Consider the following 19,753-nt stretch of genomic DNA (forward strand, 5'->3'; position numbering starts at 1 on the left):
TTACTTTAAAATAATTCTAATCGTCTCGCGGTCTTTTCCTTTGGTCACTTCATCTATATAGGCTTTAAAAGCCTCAATAGCTTCATCAGGTTTCAAAGGTTTATTAAAAGTAGTTTTAAGGCTTTCCGGGGAAAGTTCAACTTTATTAAGGCCTCTTTGTAGTTCTGCAATCGCGGTTTTAATACTCCGTACATTAGCTTTTTTTAGCTCTGTATTTCCTGCTTTAAAATCCTGCAATAATTTTTTATCGCCTTCTTTTAACAAAGAAAGATTTTTAACCAACATAGGATCTTCCAGGGTTTCTCTTAGCATTAGTTGAAAATGCTCCGTGATTTCCTGTAGTTGCTTTTTCAGTTCCTTAATACTCTTTGGTTCCTTATCGAGATACGCTATCGGGTTAAAGTCGTGAAAGGGCGCAGTAAGAATTAAATCTAAGGTAACTTCAGGATCGGCTGCTTTTAAACGGTTAAGATCTTCCTTCCATGCAAGATACTCGGCGGTAGGGAGGAACTCTGCGGTTTGGAGTTCATCACAGATAAATTTCTCTTCTGAATCCTGCAGGATGTCCTTTTGTGTATTATCGGCCTCAGAGATGCGATATTTCAGGTAAAAATGTTGATAATAGTGAGCGTACTCCTTACGCAATGTTTCCAAATGATGTTTGTGCGCCTTGATCTTCTGCACGTTCCCGGATGAAAGAATTTCAGGAAGTTCATTTATAGCCTTTGTGAATCGCTGCCGCAAATCATCATCCGCGATATAAGCTTTGGCCTGTTGAAGGTAGTTAAGTATTCCTTTATATTCTTCTTTTTCCTGGAGCTGCTGTTCTACTTTTTCAACCTCCGGCTTTACCTGCATTTGCTTCTTCACCTCCTCTACCGAATAGGGGAAATTTTTAATACGCGCTTCAGAAGTATAAGTAGCCAGTTTATCACAGAAGCGGGAAAAGGCCAGGAAATCATTTTCATAATCTTTGGCATCGGCTTCAGAGATAATTTCTACCGCTGAAAACTTAACACCACCGCGAATCCTATAAATAATCTTTTGAGTTTTCTGGGCCCAATCGTTAGCAGACGCAACCAATTTAGTATAGGTCTCGGGATCTTTTAATTGTTTGCTTAGATCTCGACCTAATAAGCCTACAAACATTTCCCTAAGTGCAGCTTCATTAACTCCTTTAGGAGGTCTTATACTGGAGAAATTAAAATACTCATTCGGACTAAGGTTAAGTAATTCCGGCAAATTAGTGGAATTGATATTTAAACCGGAATTAAAGCTAATTTCAATTTCCCCCAGTGCAGCCAGGGCAGCAAGGACTAAGAATTCCAGTTCGGCTTCAATCTTAAAGTCGGAGCTCACCCATAGTTGAGTTGGCGCGTGGCGACATTCCAGAATTTCATCGCGATTTATTACTTTACCATCCCGTTCTTTAAGCTTATTAAGAATGTTCCTGGCATAGGGAGAGTGAGTATAATCAAGACGGCCCGGCACCCAAACGCCTAAACCTGCCAGCATACCTTCCCCATCCCGGTTAGCCTGGTTTGGATTTATAATTTTCCCCAGGCCTTGCTTGACCATTCTTACGAAATTATCTTTTGTAACCGGAGTATTTAGTTGGGAAAAATCAGGATAGTCCGGCAGTTCTTCTTCAAACCATTTCTCCAATACCTGAGAAGCGACTTCAGAAAAAATTTGCTCTTTGGTTGCTCCACTTCCCGGGAGCTGGTAGCCGTTAAGAGGTAATTGATTTCCACGATATTCTACCTGGGTAATACGAAGATATTCTTCATTAAAAATGTCCCGGGCTTTTTTATTGAGTTCCTTAATTTTTTGATTGTAGATAGTCTTCTGAGATGAGTCGGCCCGGGCCTCCAGGGCGATGGCTGCACCATAGAAGCTTACCGCTTCTTTAAATTCCTCTGAAAGCTTATCCAATATAAAATACACCTCATCATTCTTATGATTCCTCTTTTTTCTGGAATCATCAAAAATGGGCATAAAATACATGTAGAAATGCTGGATAGGCTCTGTAGTCGTCCGCTCATTCGGATTTCCGAAGAAAATGTAACCTTCCCTAAAGGTCTTATGGGATTTCCATTCCAGCGTGTGTTCCCAGATTTTAAATCCTGTGCGATAAGTGCTATTTTCCATAGGTAGGTTGTTCTCCAGGAATCTGAAAAAATATTCATCTTTCTGATCCTCATTCATTGAGCCGGCGTAATCCTTGATCTTCTGATCAAAATTAATACCGCCTTCAATTCTTAAATGAAACTCGCCATTATTCACGTCCTGGTCAAAGTACTGGCCTGAAGTCGCCGAGATGATATGTTTTGCTGTAGAATTCATAATATCCAAAAGAAACTCCCGGTCATCGGCCAATTTATCGGTAAGACAGAGATCATCAACCATTTCCTCTGTATTGGTGCCGTTTTGTTTATGCAATTCGTGTTGCAGGATTTTGATGGCACAGGCGTGGGAAATACGTTCTGCGATATGCTTTTTTGAAGCCCTGGCGCCAATAAAGTAGGAGTCAATTTTATCTTTAATGGTATCGGTAACTTGTTTGATCTTTCGAACATCTGGGATTGCCATTAAATCCTGGCTACGGGTCATATCTTCCCAATAACGATCGTAGGTGAGCATCCCGGGATTATCTTTTGGAATCTCTTCCTCTAGTAAATCTTCGAATTGTTTAGAAAGCGTTTTTAAAATTTCCCGTTGACTTTTACCAATTCTAATGCGTTCGAAATTTTCAAAATAAGTAGGATGTACAGGGAACAGTTCTATATAATCACCCGTGCGAGCGTGCATGTCGGTAAATAGGTGCAGAAAACCATCAAGATGTTGCTTGATATGTTGCTTTTGATGTTCATTTTTCTGCAATAATCGATTTTTTACTATGTAGGCAACATCCTCTTTGGTGATAATGATCCCTTTGTACCGGTCGTTTACTTTTTGCAGGGTTTCGGCGGCAAACTGGAATTCTGGAGAATGATAAATTAACTCCTGAACACCGAATATAAACTTGAAACGAGAAGCATCGCAAGCCTGGCCCAAAGCCTGAAGGACCTGAAGATCCTGGTTGAGTTTGTCGGCGGTACTTCTCCCTTTCAGATAAGAAAGCATTTCATCTATAACCACCATCAGGCCTTTGTCGGGATATTTTTCCTCAAATTCGGCCATCATTAATTTGATCTTCTCGGCATAGGTAATAGGGCCGTGACCTTCAAAAGAGAATGGAACACCAATACCGTCCAGGTAGGTTTCCAGTTTATAGGTTATCACTTCCCAAAGGCTTTCCGTATTTCCCAATTCAAAGCGAAGCACCTTAAATTTACCGGCAATTTTTTCCAGTTCATTTTTAGGTTTTTCTTCTGTGACCAAGTCGAGCAGTTCGCTGTCTTCTGCAATCAAAGAAATCAATGACATCATATGGGATTTACCTGTCCCGTAATTACCCACCACCTGTAGGCCAAATGCTTCCTGAGATTGCTTGAAATCAAGGTTCCGAATCATCAAAGGCAGTAAATTATCGCGAAAGGCATTTGAGAAAACAAAAGTTTTTACAAGATTTTGCTGGTAATCTTTCTTTTCAGTTTCGCTAAACTTTACAATCTCTGTGATTGGATTAAAGTTTAATATGTCTTTATATTTCATAGTTTTAATAAACTTAGATGGTCTAGATTGATTTTAATGCCCCTATTTTCTGAAAGGTAAAAAAGCGTTTTCCCTTTAATCTGCCCTGGCCAACATAGTACAATTAAAGTATCACGGGAAAAATTTTCCAGAAATGATATGAAGCTAAATTTCAACTCAGGTTCCAGTAATATACCCGGATTTTTTATGGCTATCAGTTTGCCTAAAGCGGGCTTCAAAATTACATTTTTATCGATTAGCTTTTGAATTTCAGTTTCCGCTATTAGAGGTAGTCTTCTCGTAAGATTTTTATCCTTTAAGATCATTGCCAATTCTTCCCCTATATTCAAATAGGAGAAATCAAGTATTTCCTTATTAGAAATAATAATTTTATTTCTGGGATTCTGATCTAAAAAATCTGGGATGGAACCCGGCATTTGCAGTGTTGGTTAGGTTTGGGTAATGCTTGTTCGTAGGGATCGTAAATCTAAAGATTTTCTTAAAGAATGGAAAGTAGCTTGCTATTTACTTTCGAGCCTATTTACTTTTATTCATCATTTTTCCAATCGTTTCTGTTATTGTTTTTTAATTCCTCTAGTTGAGATAATATTAGGCCTAGCATAGAGATTCTAACAGCAGACCTACTCTCTGCGAGGAACTTTGTATTATGTACAGTCAAAAGCACTTCGTGGGGCTCATTAGAATTTACTTGGTTGGAAACTTTGCTAACTTCGTCCAGCTTAGAAGCAGCTTCTTTAATAAAGTCATTATTTCTATACATTGCTCTGTATGTTCATTATTACTAGTTGTTCAGTGACAATGAACGCTTTCATATAATGAACATCTTTCTAATTATCCTAGATTTTTCTATACCCTTAAGTTCGTTGGCCTCGTTCTATAGTTCCTTTTCAAAATCGATATCTGCTTTTGCCATGTATGGTAGGTTGGGTCTTGTAGTTTTTATTTAAACAGCCTGAATATAATAATTTGGCTACGATTAAATATTCCTGTTTGGAGGGAATATGACAAATATAAGGGAAATGGGGAGAATGGTTAAATGATAAGATATTGAGAAAGGAAATACGAGGACAAAAATAAAATTTCAATTTCACCAGGAAAATATCCAAGGCGTACAAATAACTTGATTGTTCAATAAAAAATAAAGAATAACTGAAAGAATTACCAGTATAATTAATTTCGCAAAACTTGTTTTGTGGGAAAAGTAATATTTTCCATTTTTATCCTTGACTGGGATAAACATTGCTATAAGCTGGTTTAGATAAATTATAGCAAAAATTTTGCCCCAAAGTGTAGATTTTCTGAAATAAGAATTTAAAACAGAATCCTCATTAAATCCTATAAAACCTGAAAAGATATGAATGAAGATTATTATTAATGTAATAGCCGTAAGAGTGTATGACAACCACTTAAATTTAGCTTGTTTCTCTTCATCTCGTTTCTCTTCTATTTTTTTTGATGGAATGAAGGTTAAGTTAATGTTTAAAATATTTTTCCCGGAAACCACTAATAAATCACCTGGTATATTTATTCTTGTTCGCGATGAATAAGAGTCTTCGTCGTCAATTTTTGAAAACTCATAGGAGTTATTTGTAGAATTTGTATTTTGAAAAATGCCTGAATCGTTGAAGCCAGAACGATTAGGCTTTTTATAGCGATATGCATCGAGTAAATAAATTTTGTCAAGTTGAGAGATGTCATCTTGGTTTAAATCATAGTCCACAACAAAACCCGTGTATAACTCTCTATTTCCTTGTGGATTGGCAATTAAAATATCAGCATAAGTAATTAGGATTTTCTGATTTTCCGGTAATGAATTGAAATGTAATCCTTTTGCTTTCTTGAACTTTTGGAAACTTAATACTTCACCGCTGAAAATATAATACCACTGATTTCTGAATCTAAAGATCTTGTATTTATGGTCTAGGTTGAAAGCCCTTAAAACTCGAGCACTTAAATTTCCGATTACGGCAGAAGAGCTGAAAATTATTAAGGAGTATAAGATAAATTTTCCTAAGCCGTATTTTAAAAATTCTTCAGTGTCGTTTCCGACTTTTTTACTTTCTAAGTATGCAAAGTCATTAAATACATTAAAAACTTTTAAATTCTCAATATCAAAATATTGGAAATTACTCAAGAAATAAAAGCCCCCTAACTGTAAACAAACACCGGGTATAATACTGAGGAAAATAGAATGTAGAACCGGGTCTTTTGTATTAAATTGCTTTGAAAATTCACCATAATAATAATAGCGTCGGAATAATAATCCAGGAATAATTATGGAAATAAAAAAAGCTATGAATCCAAACGTAAGATTCATTAAGCTTAAATAATGCTATTCAATTCAGTTTTTGACCAGTCTCCCGTTTGGTGATATTCATCTACGGCTTTTCTTAACTCTATCTTTTTATCAGGGTCTTCTAATATTTCCAGACCTTCATTTGAAATCACATTAGTATCTGTATTCTGTGAAATTAAATCTAGGATATATTTAACTACAGCGATTATGGCAATAATCCCAATCATATTTGCAAGTTTATTAATATCCATATCTAGTTTGGTTTTTGAAGAACACCAAAGATAAGAATTAAATTTTTAAACTTAAATTTCGATATAAAGGAATTCCTTTTCACAATTTCTTTCTCGGTATGTAAAATTACACTTTTTCGACAATACCCGTCTTTATTTGCGGTGAACCGACTTGTTGGTAGTAGTTATTGTTCTTGATCGTTATGGAAGTCGCTAAAACTGGCTTCCTCATCATAATCCTTTTCTAAATATTCCCTTTCAAACTGGTTGTGAAGTACAATATTTAACCTCTTAAATATTACATCTAATATTTCCCTTTCATCCGCAATTTCTAAAGATATTTTAACGATATGCTCTTTTTCTGCAGTGCTTTTTTCATTATCCACACAGATTAATGAGACTCTAAAATTCTCTGTTCCATATACTGATAATCCGACAATTTTGAACCTATCTGTATCCAGTTCAAAATGTTTTGCTATACTATTAAGATCATCACCATTTCGTGATAGACCATCTGAAATGTCAGCCGCAACTGTACCTAAAAAATCATTGTATTGTGTTTTTGCTTTCATTGATTAAGTTTTTAAAGGTTTAATTTTAATAATTATTGTAAATTTTATAAACCACTTCTTTTTCCAAAAATGGGTTGTAATTCATCCCATATTTGCTGTTCAATTAATTCGACTAATATCCTATCAGGTTTTTTATCATTTTCCGAAATTATTTCATAGGTACAAAGTTTTATTTGGTAAGTAAGATTATCATCCCACTTGCATAAATGAAGACTATATACTCTATTGCCTCTTGTACCAAAATGGTTTTTTATTCTATCTCTAAATTTTGTTGTAGAACTTCCTACATATAAAAAGTCAGAATTGGTATTATTGAATCTGGAAATATTGACCCGATCCTTATTTTTAACTCGGGTTTTATTCTCTGTATGAAAATTTTTAAATTTTTCAATTAATACAGGAAGTTTTTTTCTTTCCAAAAACTTAATTGTATAGATTATTGGGTTTGAATTCTGTTTGATTTTTTTGCAATTCTTATTAAAGATTTCACGATTTCTATACTCCGAAGAATCAAATTGAATTTCTTGGAATGGAACAATTGATACAGAGGATAAATCCAATTTTAATTGATTTAAGTTTTCATCTGTAAGTTTTAAAATCTTTTTTTTATCGAACATTCCGATTAATTACTGCCAACTTGTTTTATACCGCATAAAATATTTTAATAACAAATACCCTGGGATAAACCCAATTTCGCTAAATATAAAACAATAAAATAAGAGAAAAATGCGGAAAACCGTAAAGAGAGTTAAAAAGAAAAGTTTGTAATATTAAATGTTGCAGAAAAAACTTCAATTTTACTTTTCAATCTTCAAATTAGGAAACTTTTTTTCAAGTTGTCTAAAGAAATCTGAAACGCTTATTCGCCTTTCTTGACATATTTTGAAGAGTGTTTCCACTGGAATTCGATAATTCGGGGTGTTTTTGATTTTACGGACGGTACTTTCTAAGATGTTATGATGGTCGGCAAAACCTACTTGTGTGCCTCCGTTGGCTAAAAATGGATTGATCCATTCTTTAGTTATAAACTCACAAATAGCTTTATTGATCTCCTTTGCCATACTAACAAAGGAATTGCATACTTTTAAAACAATCTCGTTCGATCGAACGAGTTTAAAATATTTTTATTATATTTATCTCATATTAATATATTTGCGAAACTTCTTAAAGTAAAATATTAGAAGCATTCGCTTTGATTCTCGCATCAAAAACTGGTAATTTTTAGCGACGAGATGATGAGTGTAAATGCTCACGACCCGGGCGTGGGCTTTACTTATTGTCGTGCGGTATACCAGTACCTTGATGCTATAAGTTGAGTCTCCACGCCTTTTTTCGTTTGTAGGAAACAGGTATTTTTCTCAATTGTTTTCAAAGCTATCTTCTCTTAATTCTTTATAAGAATTCGCATAAGCTAAATTCAGTTTAATTCTGGAGGCATTTACCTCCGGCTTAAAAGCGAATGCTTATGTTACAGCGTATTTTTGAATTATTACAACAAGGACATCCCGATGCTTTGGAATATATCTATAGCAAGTACCACCGTAGGCTCTTTTGGTTAGGAAAGCAATTAATTCAGGATGAATTTGTCATTGAAACCATCCTTCAGGATACATTCTTGAAACTATGGGAGAATAGAGATGGGATAGAACGACCAGAACATATTTACTTTTTCCTTCGCTATGTAATGAAAAGAGATTGTACCTATTATTATGCCCGCCCTAAGAATAATTTTTACCGGAACATCAACCGGCTGGAATATTATGAAAACTATCAAGAATACATGCACGGCTATGATCCCGAGAAGGAGGATGAACTTCTACTGGATAGCGGAACCCAGCAGAAAGCCTTTGACCGGGTAAGCCGTGTTTTTCCATTACTTAGCCCTGAAAGACGACGCCTGATAGAACTCTGTTTAAAATACGGTTTTCAGTATAAAGCCATTGCCCAGCTTATGGGAACCAGTATTACCTACACCAGCAACGAGGTAAAAAGGGCTATCGAGGATATTAAAAACATCATTCACCAAGGGAGCAATTTGGTATCAAAACCAAAACCGGTGGTAGCAATTAAGATTCAGGGGGAAATGACCGAGGAACAGGAAAAGGTCTTAAAGCTTCGTACGGAAAGACAGTATTCCTTCGCTGCCATTGCCAAAGAACTGAACCTTTCCCAAAAGGAAGTCCATAAGGAATTTATGGCCGCCTATAAGCTACTGCAACTCAAACACGAACAACAACAATCGGCTTAGTTATGGGAAAAGATACGCTAAAACTAACCCGAAAGATACAGTTACTGGTTGATCTGCCTACCAAAGAAGAACGAAAGGAGGCTCTGGATAAACTCTACCAGTGGCGCAACCGCAGCTTTAAGGCGGCTAATCTTATCATTAGTCATCTCTATGTTCAGGAAATGATCCAGGAATTCTTTTATTTAACCGAAGGCATAAAATATAAACTGGCCGATGAAAAGAAAGATGAAGCCGGCATCCTGAACCGCTCCCGCATCAATGCCACCTACCGGGTAGTGTCCGACCGCTATAAAGGGGAAATCCCTACCAATATTTTAGGTAATATCAACCACAATTTAATGGGTACCTTCCAGAAACATAAGGTAGAATACTGGAAGGGGGAACGCTCCCTGATGAACTTTAGAAGGGATATGGCTTTTCCGTTTGATATGGAGGGCATGAAAGGATTATGTTATGACGAAGAGAAAAAAGCCTTTTGTTTTCGTTTGTTTTCCATTCCGCTAAAAACATATTTAGGAAGGGATTATTCCGATAAGCGAAAGCTACTGGAGGGGGTAGTAGCAGGAGAAACCAAGCTTTGTACTTCCCAAATTCAAATAAAAAAGGATAAAACTTTTTTGCTGGCCACCTTTGAAATTGAAAAAGAAAAGCATCTTTTAAAACCTAATGTAATCGCGGAAGCTTCTTTATCACTGGAATATCCGATTATAGTAAAGACCGGAAAGACAAAACTCAACATCGGCTCCCGGGAAGAATTTCTATATCGCAGGTTGGCCATACAAGCCGCCCGTAAAAGGGCACAGGAAGGAGTTACCTATGCAAGATCAGGGAAAGGGCGAAAACGAAAAACCAAAGCAGTGCAAAGGTTCCACGAGCTGGAAAAGAATTACGTGACTAACCGGCTGCACCTCTACAGCCGGCAATTAATCAACTTTTGCGTCAAACACCAGGCCGGCACGCTTATTTTGATCAACCAGGAAGATAAGATTGGAATTGCCAAAGAGGAGGAATTTGTGCTGAGAAACTGGAGCTATTATGAACTGATAGCCAAAATAACATACAAGGCCGAAAAAGCCGGCATTGAACTGATAACAGACTGAAAAATGACATTTCGAGGGTGCTTGTACATCCATAAGGTGAGGTTAAAAATTACACTCACTAAATGCGCATAGCATATACAATGGCGTGTCATCCCACTTTTATTGAATAGTGAATTATATATACAGAAGCTTATTTGGAAGAATTGAACAGAAAAAAATTAAAATAATTAACGAAGAGGGTGCTTGTACACCCATTAGGTGAGGTTGAAAATTACACTCACTGAATGCGCTTAGCATATACAACGGCGTGAGTTGCTCTTTTATTTGAATAGTGAAAAATATGCAGAGGCTTATTTTAAAATAACTAAAATGAAAAGTACATTATGATAATTTCGAGGGTGTTTGTACACCCGCAAAGTGAGGTTGAAAATTACACTCGCTAAATGCGTTTAGCATATACAACGGCGTGGGCTCTTATTTTTTGATAGTAGTCCGGACTTCTTATTTCAGCAATTGATTGAAGGTAATCCTTAGACTGAATTCAATGGTATTATAAAAATGATCTAGTTAAGGGAAAGCCTGGAATGGAAATTAAGCATTCCTGTATAGTAAATGGGCAATATTTATATGGAGAAAATTTACCTGAAGCTGTTACTATCTTTTAAAATAAGCCTATAATTAAAATGTTTATATTCATTTCGAAATCAAAAAGATACTAATAATTTATATTCTGAAAGGATTATGGGATCGCAGCAGGACCAAATACTGATTTATAAAACCGAGACCGGGCAAACTCAAATTGATGTCAGGCTTGAAGAAGAAACGGTTTGGCTTACACAAGCTCAAATGATTGCATTATTTGAATCCAGTAAGGCTAATATCAGTGAACACATTAAGCACATATTCTCATCTGGTGAGTTAGATGATAATTCAACTGTTCGGAAATTCCGAACAGTTCAAAGTGAAGGAAAGAGAGAAGTAGCCAGAGATAGAATGCACTATAATTTAGATGTAGTAATATCTGTGGGTTATCGGGTTAACTCTAAACGGGGTATTCTATTTAGACAATGGGCCAATAAAGTTCTAAAGGAATTCTTACTACAGGGATATTCCATCAATGAAAAAATACTTCGAGAAAAAACCAGCCAGCTCGAAGAACTAAAAAATGTAGGTCGCCTGCAAGAAAAAGTTATTTCTGAACACGACCTCAATACTGATGAATCTGCAGGTTTAATAAAAATTATTGCACAGTATTCTCGCGCCTTGGACCTATTAGATGACTATGATCACCAGCGGCTGGAGGTCCCTGAGGAAGGAAGTCGGGAAGTTTTTCAAATCACCTACAGCGAAGCTCGAAAAGCAATAGATGAATTAGGAAGACAAACAAAATTCGAAGGACTATTCGGCCGGGAGAAGGACGATTCTTTTAAGGGCTCCCTGGAAAATATTTATCAAACCTTTGGAGGGGAAGACCTCTATCCCACAACCGAAGAAAAAGCAGCTCACTTGCTGTATTTTGTGGTTAAAAACCATTCATTTTCCGATGGAAACAAACGAATTGCTGCATTTTTATTTGTCTGGTTTCTAGACCGAAACAAGATACTTTACACCCAAACCGGTAATAAAGTAATCCCGGACAACGCCCTGGTAGCATTGACCTTATTAATTGCTGAAAGCCACCCAGGCGATAAAGAAATGATGATCAAGGTAATAGTCAATCTCATATCTCGCCACTGAAGAAAATGAGAAAGAATTCTCTATGGGATTAACACCGATCATCAGTGATTAGCCTTTACCAAGTAAAACATCTTGAAAAGCGAGCACGCGCCATTAATTCTAAAATCCAGAATTTCAGGAACAATTGTTGATTACTTCTCTTAAATCCTTTCTTATGAATAAAATTATAATGTTACTATTCATTTTAACCGGTACTTCTCTTCAGGCCTCTACAGATTATGAATGTGCGATATCTGGAATGAACTACTATCCAATTCAGCAAGAAATAAGCTTAAACCCACAGATTCTTATCCAGGGTTACGCTATGGATCAAAAAACTATTCGTGGGTTTGAAGAATTACCTCCTTATCTTGAGACCGAATCCGGTGAAAAAGTAATGCTTGAATTACTAGCTATAAATGAAGGGCAAATGTCTCTAACCCAGGCTATATTTAAGCCTGTTACTTCTTTAAAACCCAATACTGATTATTATTTAAATTTTCAGAGGGCCAAACAAAATGAAAAAGAAGATCCTACAAGGTATAATTCAGAGAAAAAAGAAAGAGAACGCATAATCTGGTCTACCACCAATACAAAAGATTTAAAACCCATGGACAGCGAACTCGAAATCACTTTCGATAAAACCAACGTGGAATGGTATGGTTGTGGTCCTGAAGCAAATGCTCTTTTTAAAATAAATAATACTAAAGGTCAGGAGATATGGTATCGAACGGAGTTTGTAGATCTCGAAACCGGTAAGTCCAGCACTTATATTTTGAATACATGGAAAGATAAACTCTATGTGGGTCACGGGATGTGTAGTGGAGCATTTACGTATGCTAAAACAGGAAAATACAAAGTAAGGTTTACCCCTATGAATATTGATGGAAAAATATCTAAAACTACTAAATGGTTCACCTACGAAAGCCCATTTGTAGGGGAAGAGAATCCCTGGGGATTTAGAATTTAAGTACAGTTCCCTTTAATGTTGGTTAAACCTAATGATGCCCCCAATATCTACCATAACATGAGCCGAATCCCATGCTTTTTTTATAGTGTACGGGAAGTTAAGCGTAAATTTAAAATGGGCAGTAGATCACACTACCACCCATTTTTTAATTCTTATGCTTGCATTGAATTCCATCATTATCTTCCATAAAATTAATTAGAAATACTATGGAATCAATTTATCGCTGCGAAGTTCCTCGAATAGTTCAGTGAAAGAATCAAGTGTAGGTTTATAAACTTTAAATCCCAATTTCCTGCTTTTGGACATATCTGTCATAATCTCCATAGGACGACTTAAGTCCAAATCGGTATGCCAGGCCGAGGCCAGTTTCGATAGGTTGTTTTCTTTCAGATTGTATTTTGAGGCTATTTCATTCCATACTTCATCGTAATTCTCCATTTGCTTTTCTAAAGGATTAATTTCTCCTGTACAACCGACAGTTTCAACCTGGAAATAATCTGCGATCTGTTGCCACATCCATTTCCATCTAAAAATATCCCCGTTTGTGATATTAAAAGCTTCGTTTTTAGCAGCTTCTGTGGTAGATGCCCAAATTAAATGATCTGCAAGTACATTTGCATCTGTCATATCAGAAATTCCTTCCCACTGTGCCTTAGATCCAGGCCAGGTAAAAGGCTGATTCTTCTCTTTACAAATACTGGCATAAACGGCAAGAGTGGTCCCCATATTCATTTGGTTTCCCACTGCTTTGCCAATAACGGTATGAGGGCGATGAATGCTCCAGGTGAACCCATACCTATCAGCTGCTGCGTATACTTCATCTTCCTGGGCATAATAAAAATTCAGAATATCCAATCGCGGATGTTCTTCTCTTACGGGTGTTTTTGGCGATTCTCCTTTTGCATAATCATCAAACGGACCTAAATAATGTTTTAAGCCAGTTACCAAAGCCACGTGCTCAATAGATTTTTGTGGCGAAAGGACATCCAAAAGATTCCTGATCATCGCGCCGTTCACTTTTATATTTTCGGCTTCGGTTTCCTTCCGCATCCATGTAGAAATATACACGTGGGTAGGCTTTATACCTTCCAAAGCTGATTTCAGGTTCTCTTTATCCAACAAATCGGCGGCTACAGGAATTAAACCATCTACGTTCTTATTTGGGTTTCTGGCTAAGCCATATGTTTTCCAGCCTTCTTTAATTAAAGAATTGGCAACACTACTCCCTGTTATTCCGGTTACTCCAACTACTAATGCTCTTTTTTCCATCTTCTTTCCTTTTTTTCAAATTTCGAATAATGAGCCCGTCTATTCAAGGACATAGATCACATTTTAAATGTGAGATAAGTCACACTTTAAATGGACAATCGGCTGAGGGTTTCTCGACTAACACCAAGATAAGAGGCTATTAATTTTTTGGGTATCCTGTTTATAAGGACAGGGTAAAGTTCCTCAAACTGGCGGTAGCGATCTTCAGAATTTTGACTCATCAAGGATAATATCCTTTTTTGCAAAGCGATATAGCCGGCAGTGGTTTTTTTCATAAAAAAATACTCCATCTTTTTACATTCATAACACAGTGCTTCCCTATTATCTATAGTAATTGCTAAGGCTGTAGTATCTTCAATACAGTCAATATTCAAAGTTGCCGGTAAACGATTATGGTAAGCCTGGGGATCTGAAATCCACCAATCTTCCATAGCGAATTGAAGGATATGCTCCTTACCGTCTTCATCAATAAAATAGGATTTCAAAAGCCCTGAAGTCACAAAATGATCTAACGGAGCAGCTGCTCCTGCCTGCACCAAATATTGGTTTTTCCGATAATTCTTAATTTCAAAATAGCCTACCACAAATTGAAATTCCTCATCGGTCAACTTTACAATAGCCTCTATTTGTTTTCTTAATAATTGTTCAGTCACCTTGGTATTTTATTGATTTTCATATAATTGAAATTAAGCATTTTCTTTACTCCTGATTTTACTCTCAGAAAGCACTCCTTTTTATAAAGTTAATGAGAAAAACTTTTAATTATCTAGATTCATCATCTTAGTGAAGATTGATTTTACAAAGTTCCCATTAATAATAGCTTATTCTTTAATTTGAAACGTTTATTATAAAAGAAATCTTAAGAGTTTTGCATCAGCCCAAATATCTACCATAACCAGCGCTGGATCCAATGCTGTTTTTATAGCGTACGGGAAGGTAATCGTAAAGTAAAAACAGCATAGGTCGCTACCTACTTCTATTTACAAAACCAGTAAATTTCAACCTGTTATCAGGGCCTTGAGCACATTTACTGGAGTATCCACTCAGTATCCACTCATCTAAAAAAATGCTTCAATTTTTTACTAATTTTTTACCACAAATTCTAAGGGTTATATCGGGGTTTCAGGGCATTTGCCGCAAATTCCAGGATTTTACACTAAGCCATTTGTCATTACAAACCCTGGTATCCACCCTCTAGCCACCAACAGTATTCCTCGTGGATTTTCGGGTGTGCTGCAAAATAATCCTCGTATTGATTATTCTGAGATTTCATTTTCATCATCGCCCCATAAACCGAAAAGCTTTCCTCCAGTTTTTCATTGGCGGTATAACCAAAATACCCCACCAGGCCCAAAGCAAGAATTCCAAGTACCCCTAAAAGGATAAGCAGGTAATTGGGGATGACCCTGGCACGTTTTAATTTCCGGTCTATTTCCTTTAGAATTTCATCTGTTATTTCCTTTTCTGCTTCCTGCTTTTTAAGGAATATGCTTAGATTATTTTCCAAAGCATCAGTGCTAATTGGAATACTCATAGTTACCAATTGCTTCGAAAGCTTTTGAAGTTCCAGCACAGCAGCTTTAAAATCAGCCATCTCATCGGCCATCAGTTCCATAATTTCATCTAGTTTTTTCATAACTTAAAGTTTTAATATCCATATCCTATACCGGTATCTCTTATAATCTTAACTGCTCCTTTTACAAGCTCTTTGGTTATTTTGGTAGACAGGTTACCGCTTAATTGCACGGTCTTATTCAAGACCTGTAGTTCCTTTGGTGCCTGCGTTAGTCTTTTTAAACCCTGGTTTTGCGAAATAGCAGGAATTAACCGGTTACCACTCATCGACCGGTGTACTTCACTGGCCTTAAGGTTCACCCCCTTGTATTCCATCCGGAAGCCCTGCAGTTGATTCGCTTTATTTATTGTGGGAATCACTTCCACCTTTTGGGACTTCATCCTGGCTATATACTCATCCAGGGATCTTGGCCTCGACTGAAGCACCCGGTCATGTATATTCCTGATTTCCTGCCGCAAGCCCTTTAACTCATGAAGCTTTTCCTGCTGTACTTCCCGAACCCTTTTAAAACCTAATTCCCTGGCAACATTATCAGCGGCGAGCTGGCTTCGTTTCCCGATAAAGCGGTCATTGTAAGTCTTACCATCAAAGCCGATCCTGTTGGTATAGATATGAACATGGGTATGCGCCTTATCCCTGTGAACAAAGCCAATAGATTGATGGTCTTGCAGTTTCATCTCCTTTAAAAACTTCTTAGCGAGCTCTTCCAGGTCCATTTTACTGAGATCCTTCCCGTCCTCAATGTTCGGGCTGACGATAAAGCTTAAGGTGTTATTGGTACAGCGCTCATTTTGCGATTGGATAATCCTGAACTCTTCAGCGATCTGGGCAGGAGTATTCCCGGCCACATGTTCTCGGAGTACAATTTCAGCTTCCTTTTCCTGGTTCCAGCCATAGGATATAGAAGCCCTGGTCCTGGAAATAGCATGTCCTTTTCCTATCATTTTTTAAAGTTTTTTAAATGTTCCCTGATTTCCCTGGCAAGGTCTTGCACCTCCCTGGCCAGCCTCGGATCCCGCTTTCGAAACATATTTCCGATCCGGCTAAAATTGTTCTTGTACCGTACCAGCATCTGGTAGGTCTGCAATTGTTCAGGAGTGAGACGTTCCACGATATTCTTATCAAAGGCCGTAGCACGGATATATTCGGAAAGGGAGATTCCTGCCCTGGCAGCCCTTCTCTGGAGCAGCTTTTTCTCATAGATCGAACAGCGCACCTGGATGTATTCCCTTTTCATTTTTTTATTTTTAAATCCTTTGCAACCACCGGGCGCAAAGCAAGATTGTCATGACAATGACACATCTTGCTTTGCCTTTTCAACTGAAAATTCCGATAGGTATTTACTATTTGCCAACGCATCAATTTTCTACTTCTCTGCTTTCCCAAAACTTCTTTCAGCCTTAAGTTTTTCATTGAGATCTATATATCCCGAATAGGAATCACTACAATCCGTGATATGCTCATAAAGGTTAACAAGTAAAGCAGTCGCTTTTTTACCTGCAGCATCATTATCCAGGTAGAGTAAGACTCGCTCATATTTCGGAAGTAAGCCTTTAATACGATCCACAAAAGCCAGGGAATTTAAAACGATAGCATCCGAAGAATTCACTAAAACTTCCTCCATAGTAGCCAGGGATAGAAAATCAAACATCCCCTCCGTAACAATTAACTGTTTCGAACCATTTTGAATAAGGGAATAGGTCTTGGGACTACTGGAATTTTTAAAGTACTTATTGCGAAGTTCCCAGCCTCCCTTATTATTCCTAAGTCCTATGGCATAAAACTGCCGGTCTTTATACTGGTACCATACCTGGGCACAATATATCCTGGCAATTTCAACAGGAATTTTCCGGGACTCCAGGTACCCGATAAGCGCCTGGTGATTTAAAGCTTCCACCCTTAGGACCTCAATCCCTTGTTTTACTACCGGCTTCTTTACAGGTGGATGAAAAGAAGTAATTGTACCGGCTTCCAAAAATTCCAAAGCCTCCCTGTTGGAAAAAGACTTTAGCAGCATAACAAGGTCAATCACATTCCCTCCTTTTCCTATCCCGAAATCATACCACAGGTTCTTTCTTAAAGAAACGCTGAAAGAGGCATGTGTTTCTGACCGCAGGGGACTCAGAAACCAGGCTTCTTTTTCCGTTGTTTTGCTGGGAAAGTGCCCTAATTTTGCAAGCGTTTTTACGATGCAAATATTACGGGCTTTTTCCCAGCTTTTAGATGTTGCTGTTTTTTCCATTTTTTTTCATTTTATATCAACTGCTATCATATAACTTCAAATCCCCGCATCGTTTTAATTTTGATGACAAAACGATGACAAAACGATGCGGGGGTTAAACCCTTGCTATCACTGGGCTTATTTAATATCTCTCATCATTCATCAAAAAAAAGAAATAATAAAAGGTATAAATCCCGGTGGTTGTTTCTTTGTTCCTTTTCAAAATTGAGGGTGATCGGGCACAAAGCCTTTGAGTCACTGGCCTCCCGGGCTTCATCAGTCTTTCATCAATTCATCAGTTTAAATCTTCCTGGAACTGTTGTAGTAGAAAGGATTTTTTAACGGTATAATACCGGCCTTTAGCGTCGATCATGCCCAATCCCCCTTCCTGCCACATAATTATCTTTTGGTATTTTAGCGAATTATCCTGGTTACTTAACTTCCAGTCCTTCTTTAATATCTTTCGCAATTGGGTTAAGTCAGTTTTAACCCGGGTGCGATTTAATACCTGCAAGGCATCGATGGGACAAATAGCTACTTCTTCCAGCTCGAAGGTTTCCATGGCATCCAGCATCACACTGGCCAGTTCCTTTTCCACCCGGTTTCGGTTGTTTTGTATCAGGTTTTCCAGGGCATCAGTTCGTAGCTGCTCCGGGCTAAACCACATGCGGGTTTTATGAGTTGTAGCTAATTCCCGCTGCTGCAGGTAATTTATAAAGGCTGGTATTTCCGTCTTCAGGTGTTCCAGAAAATGAGTTTCTTCATTTTTTAGGGTAGGAACTTTCAAAACCCAGAAACGGGTTTCTTCGCTATCGATCTTGATAAAATTATCTTCGTTATTGCTACACAGGATAAACTTTCCAAAGAATTCTATTTCCCGCTTATCCTTTCCTTTGGCCTCCAGTTTATTAGAATCGGTGGTGCTCAGGTATTTAATGCGTTCGGTAAGCTCCTCCCTGTTAAACAATACTTCATCAATGCAGATCAGCAGTTTGTTCGTCCAGTCTGCATTAAACTGGCTGCTGAAGCTATCATTGGTCAGGTAGGTCAGGTTACTTTCAAAAATAGCCTTCAGCCATTTCAAAAAAGTGGTCTTTCCGGTAACTCGTTCTTTGGATACCAGGCATAGTATTGGCAGCATCTGGATCGGCTTTGTATACAAGAGTTGCAGGTAATCAAGGCCTAATTCGTATTGGTCGGCGAAGATGTGTTTTAGGAATTGCAGGGAATGATCTATGCCGCCTGGTTTTGGGGAATAGGATAAGGGCGCATAGGTATTATAAAACCCGTGATGCACCTGTTTAAAATCCCTGTGGCTTGGGATACAGGTAAAGCCTTCATATTTTTTTATACTGCCAACAAAACCTTTCCCGTGGTCCTGTCGCAAGGTCTCGATATTCCAGGGAATCAACACTTCGTTGAAGTTCCCGGAAATAGTGGGCATCGCTGCTATCTTATAGTAACTGGTACCCACACGGATATAGGCTGTCTTTTTCATCATAACATTTTTAATGGATGAGTAAAAGGCAAAAGCCTACTTCCGGTTCTTTATCAGGCTCCTGTTGAACTGATCCTCCAGAAAGGCATCGGAGAGGTCCGGTTCTCCCAGGAGCCAGGCATCAATCTTTTCCTTGTCAAAAAATTTCTGACGAATGTTAGGATTGTTCCCCATAGGGATAAGCTTCAAATGCGTAAGCTTATAGATCTTACTTTTGGAAAGTCCGGTATATTGTGCCAGGTCTTCCACGTTCATTACTTTTTTCGTGTGGGAAAGAAGGGTTTTAATATCTTCCAGTAAACCCACTACTTGTTCCTGCTCATTCATAACTATATGGTTAAAATTAAAAATGAGTAAAAGGCCTTTTAACCTGAATTCGATCTAAGGATTTAATAGAACAGTGCAATTTGATTGGTTGTTTGAGTTTCAAATTTGATCGCTGGTTTTTTTTCCTGGAAAG

The 19,753-nt window shown here is 37.6% G+C and carries 19 protein-coding genes; 4 read left to right on the forward strand and 15 right to left on the reverse strand.

The window, feature by feature from the left end; genetic code table 11:
* The 7 genes from DET49_RS16540 to DET49_RS16570 form a co-directional block, all read right to left on the reverse strand.
* Positions 1 to 3,657 (reverse strand): DUF6079 family protein, encoded by a 3,657-nt coding sequence (locus DET49_RS16540; protein WP_133549725.1) that lies wholly within the window; start codon positions 3,655 to 3,657, stop codon positions 1 to 3.
* Complete coding sequence (locus tag DET49_RS16545) at positions 3,654 to 4,073, reverse strand: hypothetical protein (protein ID WP_133549727.1); 420 nt, start codon at positions 4,071 to 4,073, stop codon at positions 3,654 to 3,656. The genes DET49_RS16540 and DET49_RS16545 overlap by 4 nt, the downstream gene beginning before the upstream one ends.
* Positions 4,074 to 4,744: 671 nt before the next feature.
* Positions 4,745 to 5,791, reverse strand: coding sequence for a hypothetical protein (locus DET49_RS16550; RefSeq protein ID WP_133549729.1), 1,047 nt, complete (start codon positions 5,789 to 5,791; stop codon positions 4,745 to 4,747).
* A gap of 188 nt (positions 5,792 to 5,979) precedes the next feature.
* Positions 5,980 to 6,180 (reverse strand): hypothetical protein, encoded by a 201-nt coding sequence (locus DET49_RS16555; RefSeq protein WP_133549731.1) that lies wholly within the window; start codon positions 6,178 to 6,180, stop codon positions 5,980 to 5,982.
* A gap of 188 nt (positions 6,181 to 6,368) precedes the next feature.
* Entirely contained in the window at positions 6,369 to 6,755 is a 387-nt protein-coding gene (locus DET49_RS16560; RefSeq protein ID WP_133549733.1) for a hypothetical protein, read from the reverse strand.
* Positions 6,756 to 6,799: 44 nt separating this feature from the next.
* Positions 6,800 to 7,372: a hypothetical protein gene (locus DET49_RS16565; protein ID WP_133549735.1), complete on the reverse strand. Its 573-nt coding sequence runs from the start codon at positions 7,370 to 7,372 to the stop codon at positions 6,800 to 6,802.
* Positions 7,373 to 7,552: 180 nt separating this feature from the next.
* Entirely contained in the window at positions 7,553 to 7,816 is a 264-nt protein-coding gene (locus tag DET49_RS16570) for a transcriptional regulator (protein ID WP_133549737.1), read from the reverse strand.
* Between the two features lie 404 nt (positions 7,817 to 8,220).
* On the opposite strand from DET49_RS16570, the gene DET49_RS16575 reads away from it, so the two are divergent.
* The 4 genes from DET49_RS16575 to DET49_RS16590 all read left to right on the forward strand — a co-directional run bounded on the left by DET49_RS16575 (position 8,221) and on the right by DET49_RS16590 (position 12,729).
* Positions 8,221 to 9,003, forward strand: coding sequence for an RNA polymerase sigma factor (locus tag DET49_RS16575; protein ID WP_133549739.1), 783 nt, complete (start codon positions 8,221 to 8,223; stop codon positions 9,001 to 9,003).
* Positions 9,004 to 9,005: 2 nt separating this feature from the next.
* Complete coding sequence (locus tag DET49_RS16580; RefSeq protein WP_133549741.1) at positions 9,006 to 10,103, forward strand: hypothetical protein; 1,098 nt, start codon at positions 9,006 to 9,008, stop codon at positions 10,101 to 10,103.
* Between the two features lie 681 nt (positions 10,104 to 10,784).
* Positions 10,785 to 11,780, forward strand: coding sequence for a RhuM family protein (gene rhuM, locus DET49_RS16585; protein ID WP_133549743.1), 996 nt, complete (start codon positions 10,785 to 10,787; stop codon positions 11,778 to 11,780).
* A 154-nt stretch (positions 11,781 to 11,934) separates the two neighbouring features.
* Entirely contained in the window at positions 11,935 to 12,729 is a 795-nt protein-coding gene (locus DET49_RS16590) for a hypothetical protein (RefSeq protein ID WP_133549745.1), read from the forward strand.
* Between the two features lie 204 nt (positions 12,730 to 12,933).
* Here DET49_RS16590 and DET49_RS16595 read toward each other — a convergent pair whose 3' ends face one another.
* The 8 genes from DET49_RS16595 to DET49_RS16630 form a co-directional block, all read right to left on the reverse strand.
* Positions 12,934 to 13,998 carry an SDR family oxidoreductase gene (locus DET49_RS16595; protein ID WP_133549747.1) on the reverse strand — a complete coding sequence of 355 codons (1,065 nt, stop codon included), beginning with the start codon at positions 13,996 to 13,998 and terminating at the stop codon, positions 12,934 to 12,936.
* 86 nt (positions 13,999 to 14,084) lie between these two features.
* Positions 14,085 to 14,651, reverse strand: a complete 567-nt coding sequence (locus DET49_RS16600; protein ID WP_133549749.1) for a Crp/Fnr family transcriptional regulator — start codon at positions 14,649 to 14,651, stop codon at positions 14,085 to 14,087.
* A gap of 518 nt (positions 14,652 to 15,169) precedes the next feature.
* On the reverse strand, positions 15,170 to 15,634 hold the full coding sequence (locus tag DET49_RS16605; protein ID WP_133549751.1) for a DUF6730 family protein: 465 nt from the start codon (positions 15,632 to 15,634) through the stop codon (positions 15,170 to 15,172).
* Positions 15,635 to 15,645: 11 nt separating this feature from the next.
* On the reverse strand, positions 15,646 to 16,518 hold the full coding sequence (locus DET49_RS16610) for a relaxase/mobilization nuclease domain-containing protein (RefSeq protein WP_133549753.1): 873 nt from the start codon (positions 16,516 to 16,518) through the stop codon (positions 15,646 to 15,648).
* Complete coding sequence (gene mbpA / locus DET49_RS16615) at positions 16,515 to 16,811, reverse strand: mobilization protein MbpA (RefSeq protein WP_133549755.1); 297 nt, start codon at positions 16,809 to 16,811, stop codon at positions 16,515 to 16,517. The genes DET49_RS16610 and mbpA overlap by 4 nt, the downstream gene beginning before the upstream one ends.
* Positions 16,812 to 16,940: 129 nt before the next feature.
* The gene (locus DET49_RS16620; RefSeq protein ID WP_133549757.1) at positions 16,941 to 17,816 is read right to left on the reverse strand and encodes a toprim domain-containing protein; all 876 of its coding nucleotides are present in this window, start codon (positions 17,814 to 17,816) and stop codon (positions 16,941 to 16,943) included.
* Between the two features lie 274 nt (positions 17,817 to 18,090).
* On the reverse strand, positions 18,091 to 19,296 hold the full coding sequence (locus DET49_RS16625; RefSeq protein WP_317130337.1) for a primase-helicase family protein: 1,206 nt from the start codon (positions 19,294 to 19,296) through the stop codon (positions 18,091 to 18,093).
* Between the two features lie 33 nt (positions 19,297 to 19,329).
* On the reverse strand, positions 19,330 to 19,620 hold the full coding sequence (locus tag DET49_RS16630) for a helix-turn-helix transcriptional regulator (RefSeq protein WP_133549759.1): 291 nt from the start codon (positions 19,618 to 19,620) through the stop codon (positions 19,330 to 19,332).
* Between the last annotated feature and the right edge of the window lie 133 nt (positions 19,621 to 19,753).

Origin of the sequence: Salegentibacter sp. 24 (assembly GCF_004362395.1) — a bacterium.
Lineage (GTDB): Bacteria > Bacteroidota > Bacteroidia > Flavobacteriales > Flavobacteriaceae > Salegentibacter.